This is a genomic window from Tsukamurella pseudospumae (assembly GCF_001575195.1).
GTDB lineage: Bacteria > Actinomycetota > Actinomycetes > Mycobacteriales > Mycobacteriaceae > Tsukamurella > Tsukamurella pseudospumae.
Genome location: NZ_LSRF01000055.1, coordinates 23,477 through 39,628, shown reverse-complemented (window position 1 = coordinate 39,628; position 16,152 = coordinate 23,477). Strand labels below are relative to the sequence as shown.

The window sequence follows — 16,152 nt, the reverse complement described above, 5'->3', positions numbered from 1 at the left end:
GCTCGACACCTTGGGGGTCTACCACCGTCGGCGGAAGAGGTACCTCAGGCTCGTGTGGACGCACGTCGCGACGATCGACTGGGACAAGGTGCGCGTGAACCTCGACCGCGCGTTTGCGCGCGATCATCATCGAGCATGACCTGGCGGCGCTCGACGAGGTGTGCACGGCGGACACCGAGCAGGCGGATCTCATGCGCAGCTCGCCCCGTTCGCGGGTGGTACTGACGGAGGATGAGCGGCTGAGTGCCATCCGCGACGAACCGCGCTAGATGAACCGCAGCTCGACTCGGGCACCGTCGCGTCGACGGACTTGGAGTGTCTCGCTGGCCTCGATGAGACCGTCGATGTGGTTGGCGACCTTCAACGCGCGGACGATGGCCGCAGTAGCGCATGACGAGCGCGTCAGCGCCTGATCGAGTTCCATCTGCGGCACGGTCACAGTATTCGGTCAGCACGGCCTTGGGCTCCGGGCCCGCGTGATCTCCGGATCGGTCACTCGCTCGCCTCCCAACGCCGATTGCGTTGGTGCGGCTGACCGGCCGCGAGTGGCTGGTCAACTACCTCATCGCACTCATCACCGCCGGACGCCGCGAGGTGCTCTCCACCGAGGCGTATTCGGCAGGCGACGCCGCCGGATACCCGCGGTCAAGCATCCGCAGCTCGGTCATGCGCACGGGGCTCGTAGCCGCGACCGAACCGGTCTCGAACAAGGGCGGAGCCCGCGGCGGCAACGACTCGCTATGGATCCTGGTCAGCCCCGAGGAGGCAGCAGCGTGATCACCACCATCCGCGTGGCCCTCGACGGCCCAGACCAGGTGCACCTCGCGATCGACGGCCCCACTACGGAGCTGAACTATGCCGAAGCCAAGCGCTCGCCGAGCAGCTCCATGATCTCGGCGGCGCGGACCTTGCCGACTTTGGGCAGTGCCTCGAGCAGGGCCTGGACCTTGAGCTTGCCGACGGCGGACTCGGCGCTGCGGTCGAGCACCGCGGCGAGGGTGGTGGCGCCGGCCTTGATCGTGGCCCGGGCGGAGCGGACCTCGGCGGCCTTCGCGAGGGCTGCGGCGCGCTGCTCGGGGGTGAGCGTGGGAAGGGGCATGTCGGTATCTCCTGGTGGTGGGGTGTTGCTGTCGGGCGCGACGGTAACCGGTGGGGCTGACACACTGCGGGGACGGCGCGGCGAGCGACAGCGCCGATAGACCGCAGCCCACCGGCGTATGTCTCGGGTGCGGTGTCAGAACCTGCAGGTCACGCGGGAGAGCTCAGGCGCGGTTTCGCGTCACGACGAGCCGTCATGCATGGCGGGCCGTCTCGGTCGCGGCGCACTGTGCTGTGGCGTCCGTGGAGACGCGGCGTTCAACGGGCACCTGGACGAGCTGCTCGAGAATCCGCTCCTGGTGCCTGCCACGGCTCAACCACGCCGCGCCTGGACTTCTTCCCCGGTCCGGACCTGTCAGCCCGGACTGGAATACTCGACTCTGTGATCGAAGCACTGGACCCGGAGCAGCAGGAGGCAGTTCTCGCACCGCGCGGACCGGTGTGCGTGCTGGCGGGCGCGGGCACGGGCAAGACCCGCACCATCACCCACCGCATCGCGCACCAGGTGTCCACGGGGCACGTCGCCGCCGGCCAGGTACTGGCCGTCACGTTCACCTCGCGCGCGGCGGGGGAGATGCGGGCGCGGCTGCGCGGGCTCGGGATCGGCGGGGGCGACGGGCAGCCCGGCGTGCAGGCCGTCACCTTCCACGCCGCCGCGATGCGGCAGCTGCGCTACTTCTGGCCGCGGGCGATCGGCGACACCCGCTGGGAGCTGCTCGACAACAAGTTCCCCGTGATCGGCCGCGCCGCCCGGGATTGCGACCTGCGCCCGGAGACCGACACGATCCGCGACCTGCTCAGCGAGATCGACTGGGCCAAGGCCTCGCTGGTCACTCCCGAGACCTACGCGAAAGCCGTCGAGGAGACGGGGCGCACCGCCCCGATGGCTCCGGGCACCGTCGCCGATGTGTACGCGGCGTACGAGCGGCGCAAGACCGATCAGGACGGCAACCGCCTGCTCGACTTCGACGACCTGATCCTGGTCACAGCCGCGATCCTCGAGGACAACCACATGATCGCGGAGGAGTTCCGCGACCGGTACCGCAGCTTCGTCGTCGACGAGTACCAGGACGTCACGCCGCTGCAGCAGCAACTCCTCAACGCCTGGCTGGGCGACCGCGACGACCTCACGGTGGTCGGCGACGCGAACCAGACCATCTACTCCTTCACCGGCGCCACCCCCACCTACCTACTCGACTTCACCCGCCGCTTCGAGGACGCGACGATCGTGCGACTGCAGCGCGACTACCGCTCCACGCCGCAGGTCGTGGCCCTCGCCAACAAGGTGATCGGCGCGGCCCAGGGCCGGGTTGCCGGGACGCGCCTCGAGCTCATCGGGCAGCGCCCGGAGGGCCCGGCCCCGATCTACGCCGAGGTCGACGACGAACCGGCCGAGGCGAAGCTCGTCGCCAAGCGGATCCGCGAGCTGCTGGCCAAGGGCGTCCCCGCCAGCGAGATCGCCATCCTCTACCGGATCAACGCGCAATCGGCCGTGCACGAAGCGGCGCTCACCGAGGCGGGCATCCCGTACCAGGTGCGCGGCGGCAGCGCCTTCTTCGAGCGTCCCGAGATCGGCCAGGCCGTGCGCGCGCTGATGGATCGCGCGGGCCAGTTCGGCGGCGTCGCGGGGGAGGAGCTGCTGTCCCTGGTGCGGGGCGCGCTCGAGCCGCTGGGCCTCACGGAAACGCAGCCCGACGGTGCCCGTGCCCTGGAACGGTGGCAGGCCCTCGACGCGCTGGTCGACCTCACGAAGAACCTGTCCACGGAGCGTCCGGGCCTCACCCTGGCCGAACTGATTGGTGAGCTGCGCGCCCGCGCCGAGGCCAAGCACCCGCCCACGATGCAGGGCGTCACGCTGTCGTCGCTGCACGCCGCGAAGGGTCTGGAGTGGGACGCGGTGTTCCTGGTCGGGCTCACCGAGGGCTCGGTGCCGATCTCGCAGGCCATCGCCAAGGGCGATCCGGAGCCGATCGAGGAGGAGCGGCGCCTGCTGTACGTGGGCGTCACCCGCGCCCGCGAGCACCTGCACCTGTCGTGGGCGCTGGCCCGCAACGAGGGCGGCCGCAAGACGCGCAAGCGCACCCGCTTCCTCGATGTCGTGGCCGGCCAGGCCGATGCGGGCAGGCCTCGTGCGGCCGAGAGCGGACCGTCGAAGGGCAAGCGCCGCAGCTCCGACATCTGCCGCGTGTGCGGCGGCATCCTCGACACCCGCGAGGAGAAGCTGCGATCGCGCTGCGAGGACTGCCCGTCCGACCTCAACGACGCCCTGGTCGAGGCACTGAAGATCTGGCGCACCGGCCAGGCGCGCGATCAGCAGATCCCGCCCTACACGATCTTCTCCAACGCCACGCTGTTCGCGATCGCGGAGCACGAGCCGCGCACGCGGGCCCAGTTGATGCGGATCAACGGCATCGGCTCGACGAAGATCGACAAGTACGGCGACGAGGTCCTCGCCATCGTCTCCGAGCACGCCTGAGGCCGCCGAAACGCTCAGATGTCCAGATCGTCGACCTCGGCGAAGGACTCGCCGCGCTCCATGAGCACGCTGAAGTGCGCGAGCCGCCGCTGGTCCACGGCCGTCGAATCGGAGTCCGCCTGCCAGTAACCGTACGGCCGGACGTCACCGCGCGGGAGGCCGCGCTCGCGCCGGAACAGGTCGCGGATCGCCCGCATCTCCGCGCGTTCGCCGGCGGCCCACAGCGTCGTGCCCGACGGTGCCTCCCGGGCCGTGTCCAACAGCGGACCGTCGACCCGATGGACCACGACGCCCTCGGGCGCCTCGAGCTCAGCGATCACGGCCGGGTCGTCGGTCCGCACGTACGCGACGCCGCGGGCACCGTCGGGCCAGTGCCGGAACAGGGAGTACAGCGCCGCGACGGCGGACTCGTCGGCGAGCAGGAGGGCAGGGCGTCCCGAGTCGTGATCGGGTACGAAATGCGGTCGCGGTCCGACGATCGGTACGACATCGCCCGGCCGGACCGCCTCGATCCAGCGCATCATGGGGGAGTCGTGGCCGTGCCGCAGGACGTCGATCTCGATGGTCTCGGTGCCGGGGTCGAAGCTGCGCACGGTGTAGATCCGGGAGGAGGGGGCGGCACCGTCGAACCCGGGGACGGTGAGCCGGACGGCGAGGTTCGGTAGGGCCCAGTCCGCGTGGACGACGGTGCCGGACAACCGGCCCCGGATCCGGACGAAGGGGCCCGCGGCGTCGCCGACGGACAGGATCCGCAGCGTGAGGGCCTGGATCTCACGGGTCGCGTGGCCCTCGCTCTCGAGAACGGCGCGCGCCCGTTCCTCGGTCATCTCCTCGCCGCCGGTGGGACGGATCGTCATGCCGCTCCTCTCCTCAGTGAACTGAGGCTAGCCTAACTCATGACGACGGGCCATGTACACGTGTCCGGTTCGACGGCAAAAGGCCAGGTCAAAAATAACTTGTGCGAATAGTTTCGTCCGCATACTGTGGATCTCGACCGCACGGGATGACGCGCGAGGTACGTCCTCGCCCGCCGGAACGTGATTGACCAGCACGCGAAAGGAGGCATACGAAATGAACAACGCAGTTATCAACGCAGCCAAGCAGTTCACCGCAGCAGAGGGTGGAGTGTTCGCAGCAGTAGCGGTTCGTGACGGTGTCTCCCCCGGCCTGCACGGCATGTCGCCCAGTTCCTGGCGCCTACGCCCGCAGACGCCGATTCGCGACGTCGATCACGAACCGCTGACGCGCCCCGTGTGTTCCGTGCAACGAGGTTAGGTCTCACGACCCACCTCTTCACACTCACCACGGGACCCGCAGCCGCGCGGAACCCGTGGATTCACGGTCTCTCATCCACCCCGCACCATCGGGGATCGAGGACCGCCACACGGTTCGCGCACCCACCCGGAAGAAACATCCCGTGCGCCTACCCGGCGCCGCTACCGAGGCCACCTGAACCGCAGGTGGAAAGGTGATCAGAAGTGCCGACCATCCTGGACGAACGCCCCGTGGAGGGGAACGTCCGCAGCATCGATTCCGTCAGTATCAGCATCGAGAGCCGCGTGCCCTGTCGCGCCGGCGATCCCGACCTGTGGTTCGCAGAGGCCCCGTCGGACCTCGAACGGGCCAAGACCCTGTGCGAGACCTGCCCCCTGCAGCGCGCCTGCCTGGCCGCCGCGCTCGACCGCGCCGAGCCCTGGGGTGTGTGGGGCGGGCAGATCTTCGACCAGGGCGTCGTGATCGCCCGCAAGCGCCCGCGCGGCCGGCCGCGGAAGAATGCGGCCTGAGCGCAGTGAGCCCCGATCCGAGAGGATCGGGGCTCACTCGTTTCCGGGGAGCTTTCCGGGGCGGTCTCCGGGGGCGATGTTCCCGTGCACTCCCACGGCGCCGCCGCGTTGTCCCCGGTGACATTGCTGCGGCAGCGCTCGTGACGCACGCTGGATGAGTCGGAGAAGTGGTCGGAGTCACAGGGGTTCACGCAATCCCGGCCGACCGCGACAGGCCTCCGGGAGAGGAAGACTCATGAGCGATCGATTGACTGCGGACCTCGCGGAGGGCATCGCCCGCGCCCGTGACACCGACTACCTGAACATGAACGCGCTCCTCACGGAGGACGAGCGGGTGCTGCTGGCGAAGGTGCGGGTGTTCGGCGACCGCGAGCTGCTGCCCATCGTGAACGACTACTGGGAGCGCGGCGAGTTCCCGCACGAGATTCTCCCGAAGCTCGCGGCCTTGAACATCGTCGGCGACACGATGTCCGGCTACGGCACCACGCCGATGTCGGCGGTCGGTCAGGGCCTCGTCTCGTACGAACTGGGCCGCCTCGACGGCAGCATCGGCACGTTCATGGGCGTGCACGTGGGCCTGGCGATGCAGTCGATCTACCAGCTCGGCTCGGAGGAGCAGAGGCAGCGGTGGCTGCCGCCCATGGCCGCGCTCGAGAAGGTCGGTGCGTTCGCCCTCACCGAACCCGACCACGGCTCCGATTCGGTGGCGCTCGAGTCCACCGCCACCCTCGACGGTGACACGTGGATCCTCAACGGCCGCAAGCGCTGGCCGGGTAATGCGACGTGGTGCGATGTGATCGTCGTCTTCGCGCGCGACACCGCGGACGGCACGGTGAAGGGGTTCGTCGTCGAGAAGGACGATCCGGGCTACAGCGCCACCAAGATCGACGGCAAGGTGTCGCTGCGGATGGTGCAGAACGCCGACATCGTGCTCGACGAGGTCCGCGTCCCCGATGATCGGAGGCTGGTGCACTGCAACGGTTTCCCCGATGTGGCGAAGGTGCTCATGGGCACCCGCAACATGGTCGCGTGGTCGTCGGCGGGGCACGCGGTCGCGGCGTACGAGATCGCGCTGACGTACGCGCAGCGGCGCATCCAGTTCGGGCAGCCGATCGCGCAGCGCCAGCTCATCCAGTCGCAGCTCGTGCAGATGCTCGCCGATGTCACGGCCATGCAGCTCTACTGCATCCGTCTCGGTCGGCTCCTGGACGAGGGCGAGGTCACCGACACCATGGCGGCGCTCGCGAAGTACTACTGCAGTGTGAAGGCGCGCGACGTGTGCCGCCAGGCCCGCGACATCCTGGGCGGCAACGGCATCACGCTCGAGTTCCACGTCATGCGCCACCTGTGCGACATGGAGGCACTCGTCACCTACGAGGGCACCGCCGAGATCCAGTCGTTGATCGTGGGCCGCGAGGTCACCGGCAGCGGCGCGTTCGTCTGAGCTGCGGCCTCACTCCGGTGGTGTCTGCGACAGGCACACCAGGTGCCCGTCGGGGTCGCGCACCACGGCCATCCGCTCGCCCCACGGCCGCTCCTCGGGCGGGTCCACGACCGCCCCGCCGCGCGCGGTCCAGGCGTCGACGGTGCCGGCCAGGTCCGGCACGAGGAAGCCGAGGGCGACCGCGGTGTCGCTGGGCCGGGTGGCGCGTTCGTGGAGCATGAGCTCGACGCCGTCGCCGGTGGTCAGCCACGCGAGCTCGCCGGCGGCGCGGGCGAGGCGCAGCCCGAGCAGGCCCTCGTAGAAGGCGAGCGCAGGGCCGAGTGCGGCGACGGAGACGACGAGGCGGGAGATCGACGCGGTCATGGTCGCGACGCTACGATCATTGACAGGCGCCTGTCAATAAGGGGAGTGGATGGACCGCGCAGAGCTGCTCACGGAACTGGTCGACGAGGTCTTCCGGCTCAACGCCGCCCTGCTCGCGGAGGGCGACGGACTCGCCGCCACGATCGGCACCACGGCCGCCGGGTGGCGCGTGCTGGGCCTGCTGGCCGACGGTGCCGCCACCGTCGCCGATATCGCCCGTCGGCGCGGCCTGCGGCGGCAGAGCGTGCGGGAGAGCGTCGAGCGGCTCGAGCGCGACGGCCTCGTCGTCCGCGGGCCGAATCCCGCGGACCGTCGGGCACCTCTGGTGGGACTCACCGACCGGGGCCGAGTGGCACTGCGCGACATCGAGCCGGCCCGAGCGGCGTGGGCCGACCGGCGGGCCGAGGGGCTCGACGGTGCCGAGCTCGCCGCGGCCGTCCGGGTGCTCAGGCGTCTCCGGGAGTGATCACTCGTCGCCGTCGAGCAGCGGGATCCAGTGCTCGACGATCGACCGGTACGGCGCCTCCGCCTCCATCTGCGAGCAGATGCCGACCATCCCGAGCAGCACCCGGAACAGCATCACGTACTCGGCGGGGAGCGAGAGCTTGCGGCCGGTCTGGAACTGCTCGCCGCGCACGTCGGTGGCGGTGTAGGCGGCCTTCATCAGCCACTTGCGGGTGAAGTGGAAGCTCTCCGACCGCAGCGGGTCGACGTACGGCGCGAGGTAACTGCGGATGTCCTCCGGCGTGATCTCCAGGCGCGGAGGGATGAAGCCCTGGCTGCGCAGCAGCGGGAACAGGGCGTCGTAGTCCTCGTCGCGGGCGAGCCGCAGGATCTTCCCGACGGCGGGCGGGATGCCGCCCGGGTACTCGGCCACGGCGCCGAAATCGAGCGCGATGAGCCTCCCGTCGGGGGCGATCATGAAGTTGCCCGGGTGCGGGTCGCCGTGCAGCAGGCCCGTGCGCGCCGGCGCGGACACCTCGAACTCGGTGAGCTTGGACGCGGCGTCGTTCCGCTCCTCCTGCGTACCACCGCTGATGACCTCGCGCAGCGGGCGACCGCTCACCCACTCGCTGATGATCACCGTGGGAGCGCTCGCGAACACCTTGGGCACCTTGACGTTCGGGTCACCGTCGAAGGCCTTCGCGAACTTGCGCTGGTTGGTGGCCTCGTACCGGTAGTCCAGTTCCGCCTCGGTGCGGTCGGTGAGCTCCTGCACCAGTGACTTCACGTCGGCGCCGGGCGTGAGCGGCTTGAGCACGGAGCTGAGCCGCCCGAGGGCCTTGAGGTCGGCGCGCAGCGCCTCGTCGGCGCCCGGGTACTGCACCTTCACGGCGACCTCGCGGCCGTCCGCCCACACGCCCCGGTGCACCTGGCCGATCGACGCGGAGGCGGCGGCATCGTCGTCGAAGGAGCTGAACCGGTCGCGCCAGCCCGTGCCGAGCTGCTGATCGAGGACCTTGTGCACGGTGGCCGCGGGCATCGGCGGCGCCTCGTTCTGCAGCTTCGCGAGCGCGTCCCGGTACGGCGCGGCGTACTCGGGCGGGACGGCAGCCTCCATCACGCTCATCGCCTGGCCGAGCTTCATGGCGCCGCCCTTGAGCTGGCCCAGCACCTCGAACAACTGCTCCGCGGCCTTGGCCTGCAGTTCGGCGTTGACCTCGTCCTTGTCCGCGCCGGCGAGCCGCTTGCCCCAGCCCACCGCCGTGCGGCCGGCCATGCCCAGCGGCAGGCCCGCCAACTTCGCGGTGCGCTTCGCGCCACCGCGGGTGATCTCGGACATCGGGCCCCCTGGAGTCAACCGGCAGCCTCGGCGGCGGAGGGAGCGGAGACCCCGCATCCGCACCCGGGGTGCATGAACCATCGTCGGACGGCGATAGCGCTGCCCTCGATCTCCAAAGTACAGCCGAGGATGTCCGGCGGTGGAGCGCAGTCCCACCGCCCGGCGGCCACCGCGTCGACCTGCTGGGCCGCGACGGCGGCCGTCATCCGCAGTACCTGCGCCGACGCGCTCCCCGACCTGCCGAAGAGCTGACACGCCAACGTGGGCCAGCCGGGGTCGGCGTCGGAGCGGCTGCGGTCCAGGCAGCGCAGGCAGGGCCCCGCGCCTGGGAGGATCAGCGGGCCGATCACCCCGGCACCGTCGCGCAGCACGACCGGAAGATGCGGCACCCGCGCCCGCATGAGCCGCGCCACCAACGCCGGGTCGGGGGAGAGGTGGTCCGTGAGGAGCACCAGATCGACCTCGCGGCCCGTCGGTGACCAGCCGCGCGCCGTGCCCGCGCTCACCCGGACCGCGTCCAGCGCGGCGAGCTCGCCGAGAACCGCGTCGGCGACCGGCCCGCGCCCGTGCAGGTGGACGCGGAGCGGCGAGCGCGGCGGTTCGGCCTCCAGCAGGTCGTGGTCGCGCAGCGCGTCGAGCAACTCGGCGACGTCGGCGGGGGTCATGCCGAGATCCGCGGCGCGGCGCTCCAGCTCGCGCGCGCTGCGGAAGGTCTGCAGCCAGCGCAGCAGGTCGGCGGTCGCGTCGGGCGCGAGCCACGGCGGCGGCTGCAGGACGGGCGCGCCGGTCGCGGAGGCGCCCAGCTGGACGAGCGTGGGCGGACGCACCACGACGGTGAGGAACGGGCTCAGACGGTGCCGCATGCGCCCAGTCGATCACGCCGCGACGCGCACGGACCGCCTCAGGAGCCGGTTATCCACAGGGCGAGACCAGCGCTGAACTGCGGCGACGTACCGCCGGCAGGATCAGTTCTCGTCGGTGCCCGAGTCCTTGCGCATCTCCCGCTCGATGGCCGCGATCGGATCGTCGAGGTCGGACAGGTCCGTGCCGGTCGCGTCGCCGAGGAAGCGGTCGATGAAGCCCGCGGGATTGTCGAGATCGGAGGCGTCCGGAATCAGGTCCGGGTGGGCCCACACGCCGTCGCGCTGCTCCATCGACGTGGCGGTCAACAGGCGCTCCCACAGGTCGGCGGCCTCGCGGACCTTGCGCGGGCGCAGTTCGAGGCCGACCAGGGTGGCGAAGGTCTGCTCGGCCGGGCCGCCCGACGCGCGGCGGCGGCGCATGGTCTCCCGCAGCGCCGCCGCACTGGGCAGCCGCTCCGAGATCGCCGCGTGGACCACCGTCTCCACCCAGCCCTCGATCAGGGCGAGCAGCGTCTCGAGCCGCTCGAGCGCGGCCTTCTGCTCGGGCGTGGCTCGGGGCTGCAGAGCCGCGCCCTGCGCGGCCATCAGCTCCTCGAGCTTGGCCGGGTCGCCCAGCGCCGACGGGTCCAGTCCCTGGGCGAGCTCCTCGATGCCGGACATGTCGATCGTGATGCCGCGCGCGTACTGCTCGACGGTGTCCAGCAGGCGCGACCGAAGCCACGGCACGTGCGAGAACAGCCGCTGGTGCGCGGCCTCGCGGGCGGCGAGGAAGACGAGGATCTCCTGGTCCTTCTGCTCGAGGTCCTTGCTGAAGGCCTCGACGGCCGCGGGCAGCAGCGCCGCCGTGTCGTCCGGGCCCAGCGGGATCCCGATGTCGGTGCTGGTGAGCACCTCCTTGGACAGGGAGCCGAGCGCCTGCCCGAGCTGGGTGCCGAAGGACATCGACCCGAGCTGGGTGAACATGCCCATCATCGGGGCCGCCATCTCGCGCGCCTCCTCGGGCATGTTCTGCAGCCACGACCCGGAGATCTTCTCCGCGACCGGGTTCACCAGCCGCTTCCAGGTAGGCAGGGTCTTCTCCTGCCAGTCCACGGGCGTCCACGCGGCGATCTTCTGCGGACCGGCCGGGAGCACCGTGGCACCGTCGAGCCACAGCTGCGCGAGGTGCGTCGATTCCTCGACCGCCGTGCGCTGGCCCTCGGTGACGGGCTCGTGCTTGCCGAGGGTCTGCCGGGCGAGCTGCGCGGCGACGGTGTAGTTGACGGGATCGCCGGTGGCGCCGCCGGGCGCGGTCATGCCCGTCCCCATCCCGGAGATCATCTGGCCGAGCTGGCTGAGCATGTCGCCGAGCTGCGACATGTCGAAGGGCTGGCCGGCGCCGAACGGCTGGTCCCCACGGCGCCCGTTGCTGTCGTCACCGTCGTCGTTCGACGCGGAGAATCCGAAGGGCATGTCGTTCATGACTCCACGGTACTGCCCCGGTCGGGGCGCGTCCGCCGCGTCCGTCACGCTCTGGGCGAACAGCCGTGCGCCGGGCGACGACTACGCTGTGGCCCGTGACGGAACGCAGGATCACGACCGTACTCGCCGCACTGCTGCCCCTGGTGGTGCTGGCGCTGCTCGCCATGGTCGTGACGGTGCCCTACGTGGCCGTCGGCCCGGGCGACACGGCCGACACCCTGACCACGTACACCGAGAAGGACAAGGACGGCAAGCCGCAGGCCCGTAGGGTCATCACGATCGACGGACTGCCGGTGCACCAGCCGGCCGGTCAGCTGCGGTTCACCACCATCTCGGTGACCGACGGCCTCAACCTCTACGGTGCCCTCGCGAAGTGGGTCTCCGGCGATCAGATCGCGCCCCGCGACGCGTACTACCAGCCGGGCGCCACGCGCGAGCAGATCGAGGAGGGCAACCGCGAGCAGTTCACCGGTTCCGAGTCGGCGGCCACGATCGCTGCGTTGCACTACCTCAAGATCCCCACGGCGATCGGCGTCGTCGGGTTGAGCACGGGCGGACCGTCGGAGGGCAAGATGCGCGAGGGCGACGTCCTGGAGTCCGTCGACGGTGCGCCCGTCACCGCTGCCGACCAGGTGGCCAAGGCCATCGCGGGTAAGAAGCAGGGCGATACGGTGACGGTGGCGGTGCGCCGCGCCGACGGGACCGCGCAGGTCCCCGTCGTGCTGCGGGACTCGGACGGCAAGCCCAAGCTGGGCATTTCCGTCGGGCAGGTGCCCGCCGATCCGAAGATCCGCATCGGGTTCGGGGTGCAGCAGGTCGGCGGTCCCTCCGCGGGCCTCATGCTCACGCTCGGCATCATCGACCTCGTCGAGCCCGGCGACCTCACGGGCGGGAGGAACGTCGCGGGAACCGGCGAGATCACCGCGACCGGCGACGTCGGGCCGATCGGCGGCATCGCGCACAAGCTCCAGGGCGCCAAGCGCGACGGTGCCTCCGTCTTCCTGGTGCCCGCACGCAACTGCTCGGAGGCCAAGAACGACCCGCCGAAGGGCCTGCAACTGGTCAAGGTCGAGAACCTCGACGGTGCCGTCAAGGCGCTCGCCGATGTGCGCGAGGGGCGCCCCGCACCGTCGTGCTGACGGGCGCCGGCCCGTCGTGCCCGACGGTGCCGTTCTAGTCCTCGTCGAAGGTGGCGAGCAGGCCCTGGACGAGTCCCGGCGCGAGCTGATCCGCGCGCAGCAACTCGGTATCGGCGAAGGGATCGTCCGCGTCCTCGGGCTGCAAGGACAGCAGAGTGATGCGGTGGCCGTCGCGCAGGACCGCCGCCACCATCCGCGCGACCTTGCGCTCCGGGTGGTTCTCCGCGGCCTCGCGGCCGGCCCGGTCCGCGGCATCGACGTCGGCGAGGTGCGGCTCGAGGGCGCCGTCGAGGTCGGCCTCCGCGTTGGGCGGGAGCACGATGATCTCCTGCACGAGCGCGCAGCCGACGATCTCGTCGGGCCAGGTGGTGGTCGCGAGAACGTGGTTCAGCTCGGTGCTGCCGCCCCGCGGATCGCCGGGCAGCGGCTCCTGCTCGATCACGGTGAGCGAGGCACCGTCGTCGAGGATGTCGGCCCAGTCCGGCTGGCTGGTGGCCAGCAGGGAGGTGGGGACGAGACCGAACAGCTGGGGCGGCTGGCCCCAGCCCTGGGGTTCCACGAATTCGATCGCCTCGCGGGCGGCGCGGCCCAGGGCCGCCTCGTCGAAGACCTGCTCGGGCTCGTCGTAGCTCACGGGCCCATGATCGCATCCCCCCGCGTCGTCGCTGCACACGTCGGTGAGCACGGGCGAGTCCGATCTCGGGCAATCCGTACAGTGGTTGTCGTGACGACACCTCGTGCCGCGGGCATCCCCTCGCTGTCCCGCCGGGCAAAGATCCTCATCGCAGTCGCCGTGGGCCTCCTGGCTCTGCTTCTCATCGGGCCGCGCGTGGTGGATGTGTACACCGCGTTCCTGTGGTTCGGCTCCCTGGGGCACGCGGGAGTGCTGCGCACCGTCCTGCTCTCGCGCCTCGGACTGTTCGTGGTGACGGGCCTGATCCTCGCCCTGTTCACGTTCGCCGGGATGTGGCTGGCGTACCGGGTGCGGCCGGCGTTCCTGCCCTCGCCCACCGACGATCCGGTGGTCCGCTACCGCGCCGTCGTCACGAGCAGGCTGAAGACCTTCGCGATCGTTCCGGCGGTGCTCATCGGCCTGATCGCGGGCATCTTCGGGCAGGCGTCGTGGCAGCAGGTGCTTCTCTTCTTCAACCGGCAGCCCTTCGGCAGCACGGACGCCGAGTTCGGCATGGACATCGGCTTCTACGCGTTCACGCTGCCCTTCATCGAATTCGTGCTGGGCTTCCTGTTCGCGGGCCTGATCCTGATGTTCCTGGCGAACCTGGTCTCGCACTACGTGTTCGGCGGGATCCGGCTCGCCGGCCGCGACGGCTCGCTCTCGCGCGGCGCTCGGATCCAGCTCGCCGCGATCGCCGGCGTGTTCCTGCTGACCAAGGCCGTGGCCTACTGGTTCGACCGGTACGCGCTCGTGTACTCGAACCGGTCGCCCATGTTCACCGGCGCGAGCTACACCGACATCCACGCGATGCTCCCGGCGAAGGCGATCCTCACGGGCATCGCGATCATCTGCGCCGCGGCCTTCTTCTTCGGCATCGTCCTGCGCGACCTGCGGGTGCCCGCCATCGCGACGGTGCTCATGCTGTTCTCGTCGCTGGTCGTCGGCGTCGGCTGGCCCACCGCGATCCAGACCTTCTCCGTGGGGCCCAACGCCGAGAAGGAACTGCCCTACATCGCACGGAACATCGCGGCCACCCGGGACGCGTACGGCCTCGCGAACGCGAAGTACGAGACCGCCGATGCGAAGGTCACCCCCGAGGCTCTGCAGACCCTCACGGCCAAGGACGCACCGTCGTTGCAGAACGTCCGCCTGCTCGACCCGAACGTGGTCTCGCCGGCGTTCGCCAACTTCGGCAAGCTCAAGGACTACTACAAGCTCACCGACCAGCTGTCCGTCGACCGCTACGACGTGGGCGGCAATCTCACCAACGTCCTCCTGGCGCCGATCGAGTTGAATCCGGCCGAGACGCCGGCGGACTGGACATCGCGGCACATGGTCTACACGCACGGCAACGGGCTGCTCACCGCCCCCGCCGGACAGGTCGACCAGGTCGTCAGCGAGAGCGGTAAGGACGCGGTCGCCAACGCCAATGCGGGTGGTCAGCCCGTGATCACCCGCAACGGCGTCGCGGGCAAGGCCACCGTCTCGCAGCCGCGCATCTACTTCGGCGAGATCATCGGCTCCGACCCCGACTTCTACTCGGTCGTGGGGAGCACGGGCGATGCGCGCGAGCTCGACAGTGATTCGGAGCGCTCGCGCTACGAGGGCGCCGGCGGCGTCGGGATCGGTAACTGGTTCACGCGTCTCGCGTACGCGATCAAGTTCACCGAGCGCAACATCCTGCTCAACGGGAACATCGGTCCCGACTCGAAGATCATCTATCAGCGCGATCCTCGGGACCGGGTCAAGCAGCTCGCCCCGTTCCTCACCGTCGACACCAAGACCTACCCCATGGTCGATTCGCGCACCGGCCGCATCCTGTGGGTCGTCGACGGCTACACCACGCTGCCGAAGTACCCGTACGCGCAGCAGACCTCGCTCTCGGACGCCACCGGCAGCAGGCAGCAGGCGGTGGCGGGGCAGCAGGCCCAGCGTCGTCAGGTGGACGAGAAGGTGGGCTACATCCGCAACTCGGTCAAGGCCACCGTCGACGCCTACGACGGGTCCGTCCACCTCTACCAGGTCGACGAGAAGGACCCCGTGCTCAACGCCTGGAAGAGCGTCTTCCCGGGGGTGATCGAGCCGAAGAGCGCGGTGCCCGCCGAGGTCGCGCAGCAGTTCCGGTACCCGCAGGACCTGTTCGAGGTCCAGCGCTTCCTGCTGCAGAAGTACCACACCACGGACGCGAACACCTTCCGGCAGCAGAACGACCTGTGGCAGATCGCCGCGGCACCGAAGGAGACGCCCGACAAGGACGGTCTCCAGTCCCCGTACTACTCGGTGGCGGCGTCCCCGGGCGGTGGGGCGGCGCGGTTCCAGCTGTCGTCGATCCTGCAGCAGAAGGATCAGGCGTACATGGCGGCCTACGTCTCCGTGGCGTCGGAAGGCGAGGACGCGGGCCGGCTCGTAGTGCGCGACGTACGCGGGCTGCCCGGCAAGCAGACGCCCGGCCCGGTGTGGGCGGTCGACCTGATCAACGGCTCCCAGTCGGTGGCGAACGATAAGGCGAACATTCAGGCGCTGAGCCCCAAGTTCGGCAACCTGCAGGCGATCGGCCTGGCGAACGGCGGGCTGACCTATGTCTGGCCGATGTACGCCCAGGGCCAGGGCGGGAGCACGGCGCCGAAGCTGATCAAGGTGCTCAGTCTGAATCCGGTCACGGGTGGCGCGGGATACCGGACGACGGTCGCGGCGTCGCTGTCCGACGCCGGCTACCGGGGCGTCGATGCGGCGCTCGCCACCGCCGCGACGGGCGTCTCGGGCCCCACGCAGGGACAGACGGTGCCCGCGCCCACGCAGCCCGGCAACGGCGCCCAGCCGCCCGCCACGGCGACGACGCCCGGTGGTGACACCCCGGACGTCCAGGCCGCGGTGAAGGCCGTCGGCGATGCCTGGGGCTCGGTGCTGTCCGCTCAGCGCTCCGGTGACCAGGTGGCCGTGGGCCAGGCCATGAAGCAGCTCGGTGACGCCATCACCAAGCTGCAGGACGCCGAGTCGAAGGCGCGGGGCGGCAAGTGATCTCCGCTCCCGGGCCGGGTTCGACGGTGCCCGCCCGGCCCGGGAGA

General features: G+C 70.4%; 15 protein-coding genes and 1 pseudogene. 8 read left to right on the top strand and 8 right to left on the bottom strand.

The genetic code is table 11. From position 1 onward, the window contains the following. Positions 1-113: 113 nt before the first annotated feature. On the top strand, positions 114-269 hold the full coding sequence (locus AXK60_RS27050; RefSeq protein ID WP_175400029.1) for a hypothetical protein: 156 nt from the start codon (positions 114-116) through the stop codon (positions 267-269). Here the strand turns inward: AXK60_RS27050 and AXK60_RS27045 are convergent. After that, on the bottom strand, positions 266-433 hold the full coding sequence (locus AXK60_RS27045) for a hypothetical protein (protein WP_175400028.1): 168 nt from the start codon (positions 431-433) through the stop codon (positions 266-268). The genes AXK60_RS27050 and AXK60_RS27045 overlap by 4 nt on opposite strands. A gap of 92 nt (positions 434-525) precedes the next feature. On the opposite strand from AXK60_RS27045, the gene AXK60_RS14035 reads away from it, so the two are divergent. Then, the gene (locus AXK60_RS14035; protein ID WP_068571755.1) at positions 526-777 is read left to right on the top strand and encodes a hypothetical protein; all 252 of its coding nucleotides are present in this window, start codon (positions 526-528) and stop codon (positions 775-777) included. Positions 778-877: 100 nt separating this feature from the next. Here the strand turns inward: AXK60_RS14035 and mihF are convergent. Then, positions 878-1,099: pseudogene (gene mihF / locus AXK60_RS14030) on the bottom strand (integration host factor, actinobacterial type); the annotation flags it as partial. A 381-nt stretch (positions 1,100-1,480) separates the two neighbouring features. Between mihF and AXK60_RS14025 the strand changes: the two are divergent. Next, positions 1,481-3,574 (top strand): ATP-dependent DNA helicase UvrD2, encoded by a 2,094-nt coding sequence (locus AXK60_RS14025; RefSeq protein WP_068571751.1) that lies wholly within the window; start codon positions 1,481-1,483, stop codon positions 3,572-3,574. Positions 3,575-3,588: 14 nt separating this feature from the next. On the opposite strand, the gene AXK60_RS14020 is transcribed toward AXK60_RS14025, so the two are convergent. After that, positions 3,589-4,431, bottom strand: a complete 843-nt coding sequence (locus AXK60_RS14020) for a siderophore-interacting protein (RefSeq protein WP_068571749.1) — start codon at positions 4,429-4,431, stop codon at positions 3,589-3,591. A 648-nt stretch (positions 4,432-5,079) separates the two neighbouring features. Between AXK60_RS14020 and AXK60_RS14015 the strand changes: the two genes are divergently transcribed. After that, complete coding sequence (locus AXK60_RS14015; RefSeq protein WP_068571886.1) at positions 5,080-5,358, top strand: WhiB family transcriptional regulator; 279 nt, start codon at positions 5,080-5,082, stop codon at positions 5,356-5,358. Between the two features lie 235 nt (positions 5,359-5,593). Next, entirely contained in the window at positions 5,594-6,802 is a 1,209-nt protein-coding gene (locus tag AXK60_RS14010; RefSeq protein WP_068571747.1) for an acyl-CoA dehydrogenase family protein, read from the top strand. A gap of 9 nt (positions 6,803-6,811) precedes the next feature. On the opposite strand, the gene AXK60_RS14005 is transcribed toward AXK60_RS14010, so the two are convergent. Next, positions 6,812-7,165 carry a VOC family protein gene (locus tag AXK60_RS14005; RefSeq protein WP_068571745.1) on the bottom strand — a complete coding sequence of 118 codons (354 nt, stop codon included), beginning with the start codon at positions 7,163-7,165 and terminating at the stop codon, positions 6,812-6,814. Positions 7,166-7,214: 49 nt separating this feature from the next. Between AXK60_RS14005 and AXK60_RS14000 the strand changes: the two genes are divergently transcribed. After that, positions 7,215-7,631: a MarR family winged helix-turn-helix transcriptional regulator gene (locus AXK60_RS14000; protein WP_068571743.1), complete on the top strand. Its 417-nt coding sequence runs from the start codon at positions 7,215-7,217 to the stop codon at positions 7,629-7,631. Here AXK60_RS14000 and AXK60_RS13995 read toward each other — a convergent pair whose 3' ends face one another. The 3 genes from AXK60_RS13995 to AXK60_RS13985 form a co-directional block, all read right to left on the bottom strand. Then, positions 7,632-8,948: an ABC1 kinase family protein gene (locus tag AXK60_RS13995; protein WP_068571742.1), complete on the bottom strand. Its 1,317-nt coding sequence runs from the start codon at positions 8,946-8,948 to the stop codon at positions 7,632-7,634. Positions 8,949-8,962: 14 nt separating this feature from the next. Continuing rightward, positions 8,963-9,811 (bottom strand): hypothetical protein, encoded by an 849-nt coding sequence (locus AXK60_RS13990; protein WP_068571740.1) that lies wholly within the window; start codon positions 9,809-9,811, stop codon positions 8,963-8,965. 102 nt (positions 9,812-9,913) lie between these two features. Then, positions 9,914-11,272, bottom strand: a complete 1,359-nt coding sequence (locus tag AXK60_RS13985) for a zinc-dependent metalloprotease (protein ID WP_068571739.1) — start codon at positions 11,270-11,272, stop codon at positions 9,914-9,916. A 95-nt stretch (positions 11,273-11,367) separates the two neighbouring features. Here AXK60_RS13985 and AXK60_RS13980 point away from each other — a divergent pair, with 95 nt between their 5' ends. Continuing rightward, the gene (locus AXK60_RS13980) at positions 11,368-12,411 is read left to right on the top strand and encodes a YlbL family protein (RefSeq protein ID WP_068571738.1); all 1,044 of its coding nucleotides are present in this window, start codon (positions 11,368-11,370) and stop codon (positions 12,409-12,411) included. 34 nt (positions 12,412-12,445) lie between these two features. Here the strand turns inward: AXK60_RS13980 and AXK60_RS13975 are convergent, their stop codons facing one another. Next, positions 12,446-13,045, bottom strand: a complete 600-nt coding sequence (locus AXK60_RS13975; protein ID WP_068571885.1) for a PPA1309 family protein — start codon at positions 13,043-13,045, stop codon at positions 12,446-12,448. Positions 13,046-13,135: 90 nt separating this feature from the next. On the opposite strand from AXK60_RS13975, the gene AXK60_RS13970 reads away from it, so the two are divergent. Beyond that, positions 13,136-16,105, top strand: a complete 2,970-nt coding sequence (locus AXK60_RS13970; protein ID WP_068571737.1) for a UPF0182 family membrane protein — start codon at positions 13,136-13,138, stop codon at positions 16,103-16,105. The last annotated feature ends 47 nt before the right edge of the window (positions 16,106-16,152 follow it).

What these genes read in the sequence shown, in the direction of transcription:
- AXK60_RS14000 (WP_068571743.1), top strand. Translation starts at nt 7,215, where the DNA reads ATGGACCGCGCAGAGCTGCTCACGGAACTGGTCGACGAGGTCTTCCGG.
- AXK60_RS13990 (WP_068571740.1), bottom strand. Translation starts at nt 9,811, where the DNA reads ATGCGGCACCGTCTGAGCCCGTTCCTCACCGTCGTGGTGCGTCCGCCC.
- AXK60_RS14020 (WP_068571749.1), bottom strand. Translation starts at nt 4,431, where the DNA reads ATGACGATCCGTCCCACCGGCGGCGAGGAGATGACCGAGGAACGGGCG.
- AXK60_RS13995 (WP_068571742.1), bottom strand. Translation starts at nt 8,948, where the DNA reads ATGTCCGAGATCACCCGCGGTGGCGCGAAGCGCACCGCGAAGTTGGCG.
- AXK60_RS13985 (WP_068571739.1), bottom strand. Translation starts at nt 11,272, where the DNA reads ATGAACGACATGCCCTTCGGATTCTCCGCGTCGAACGACGACGGTGAC.
- AXK60_RS14010 (WP_068571747.1), top strand. Translation starts at nt 5,594, where the DNA reads ATGAGCGATCGATTGACTGCGGACCTCGCGGAGGGCATCGCCCGCGCC.
- AXK60_RS14005 (WP_068571745.1), bottom strand. Translation starts at nt 7,165, where the DNA reads ATGACCGCGTCGATCTCCCGCCTCGTCGTCTCCGTCGCCGCACTCGGC.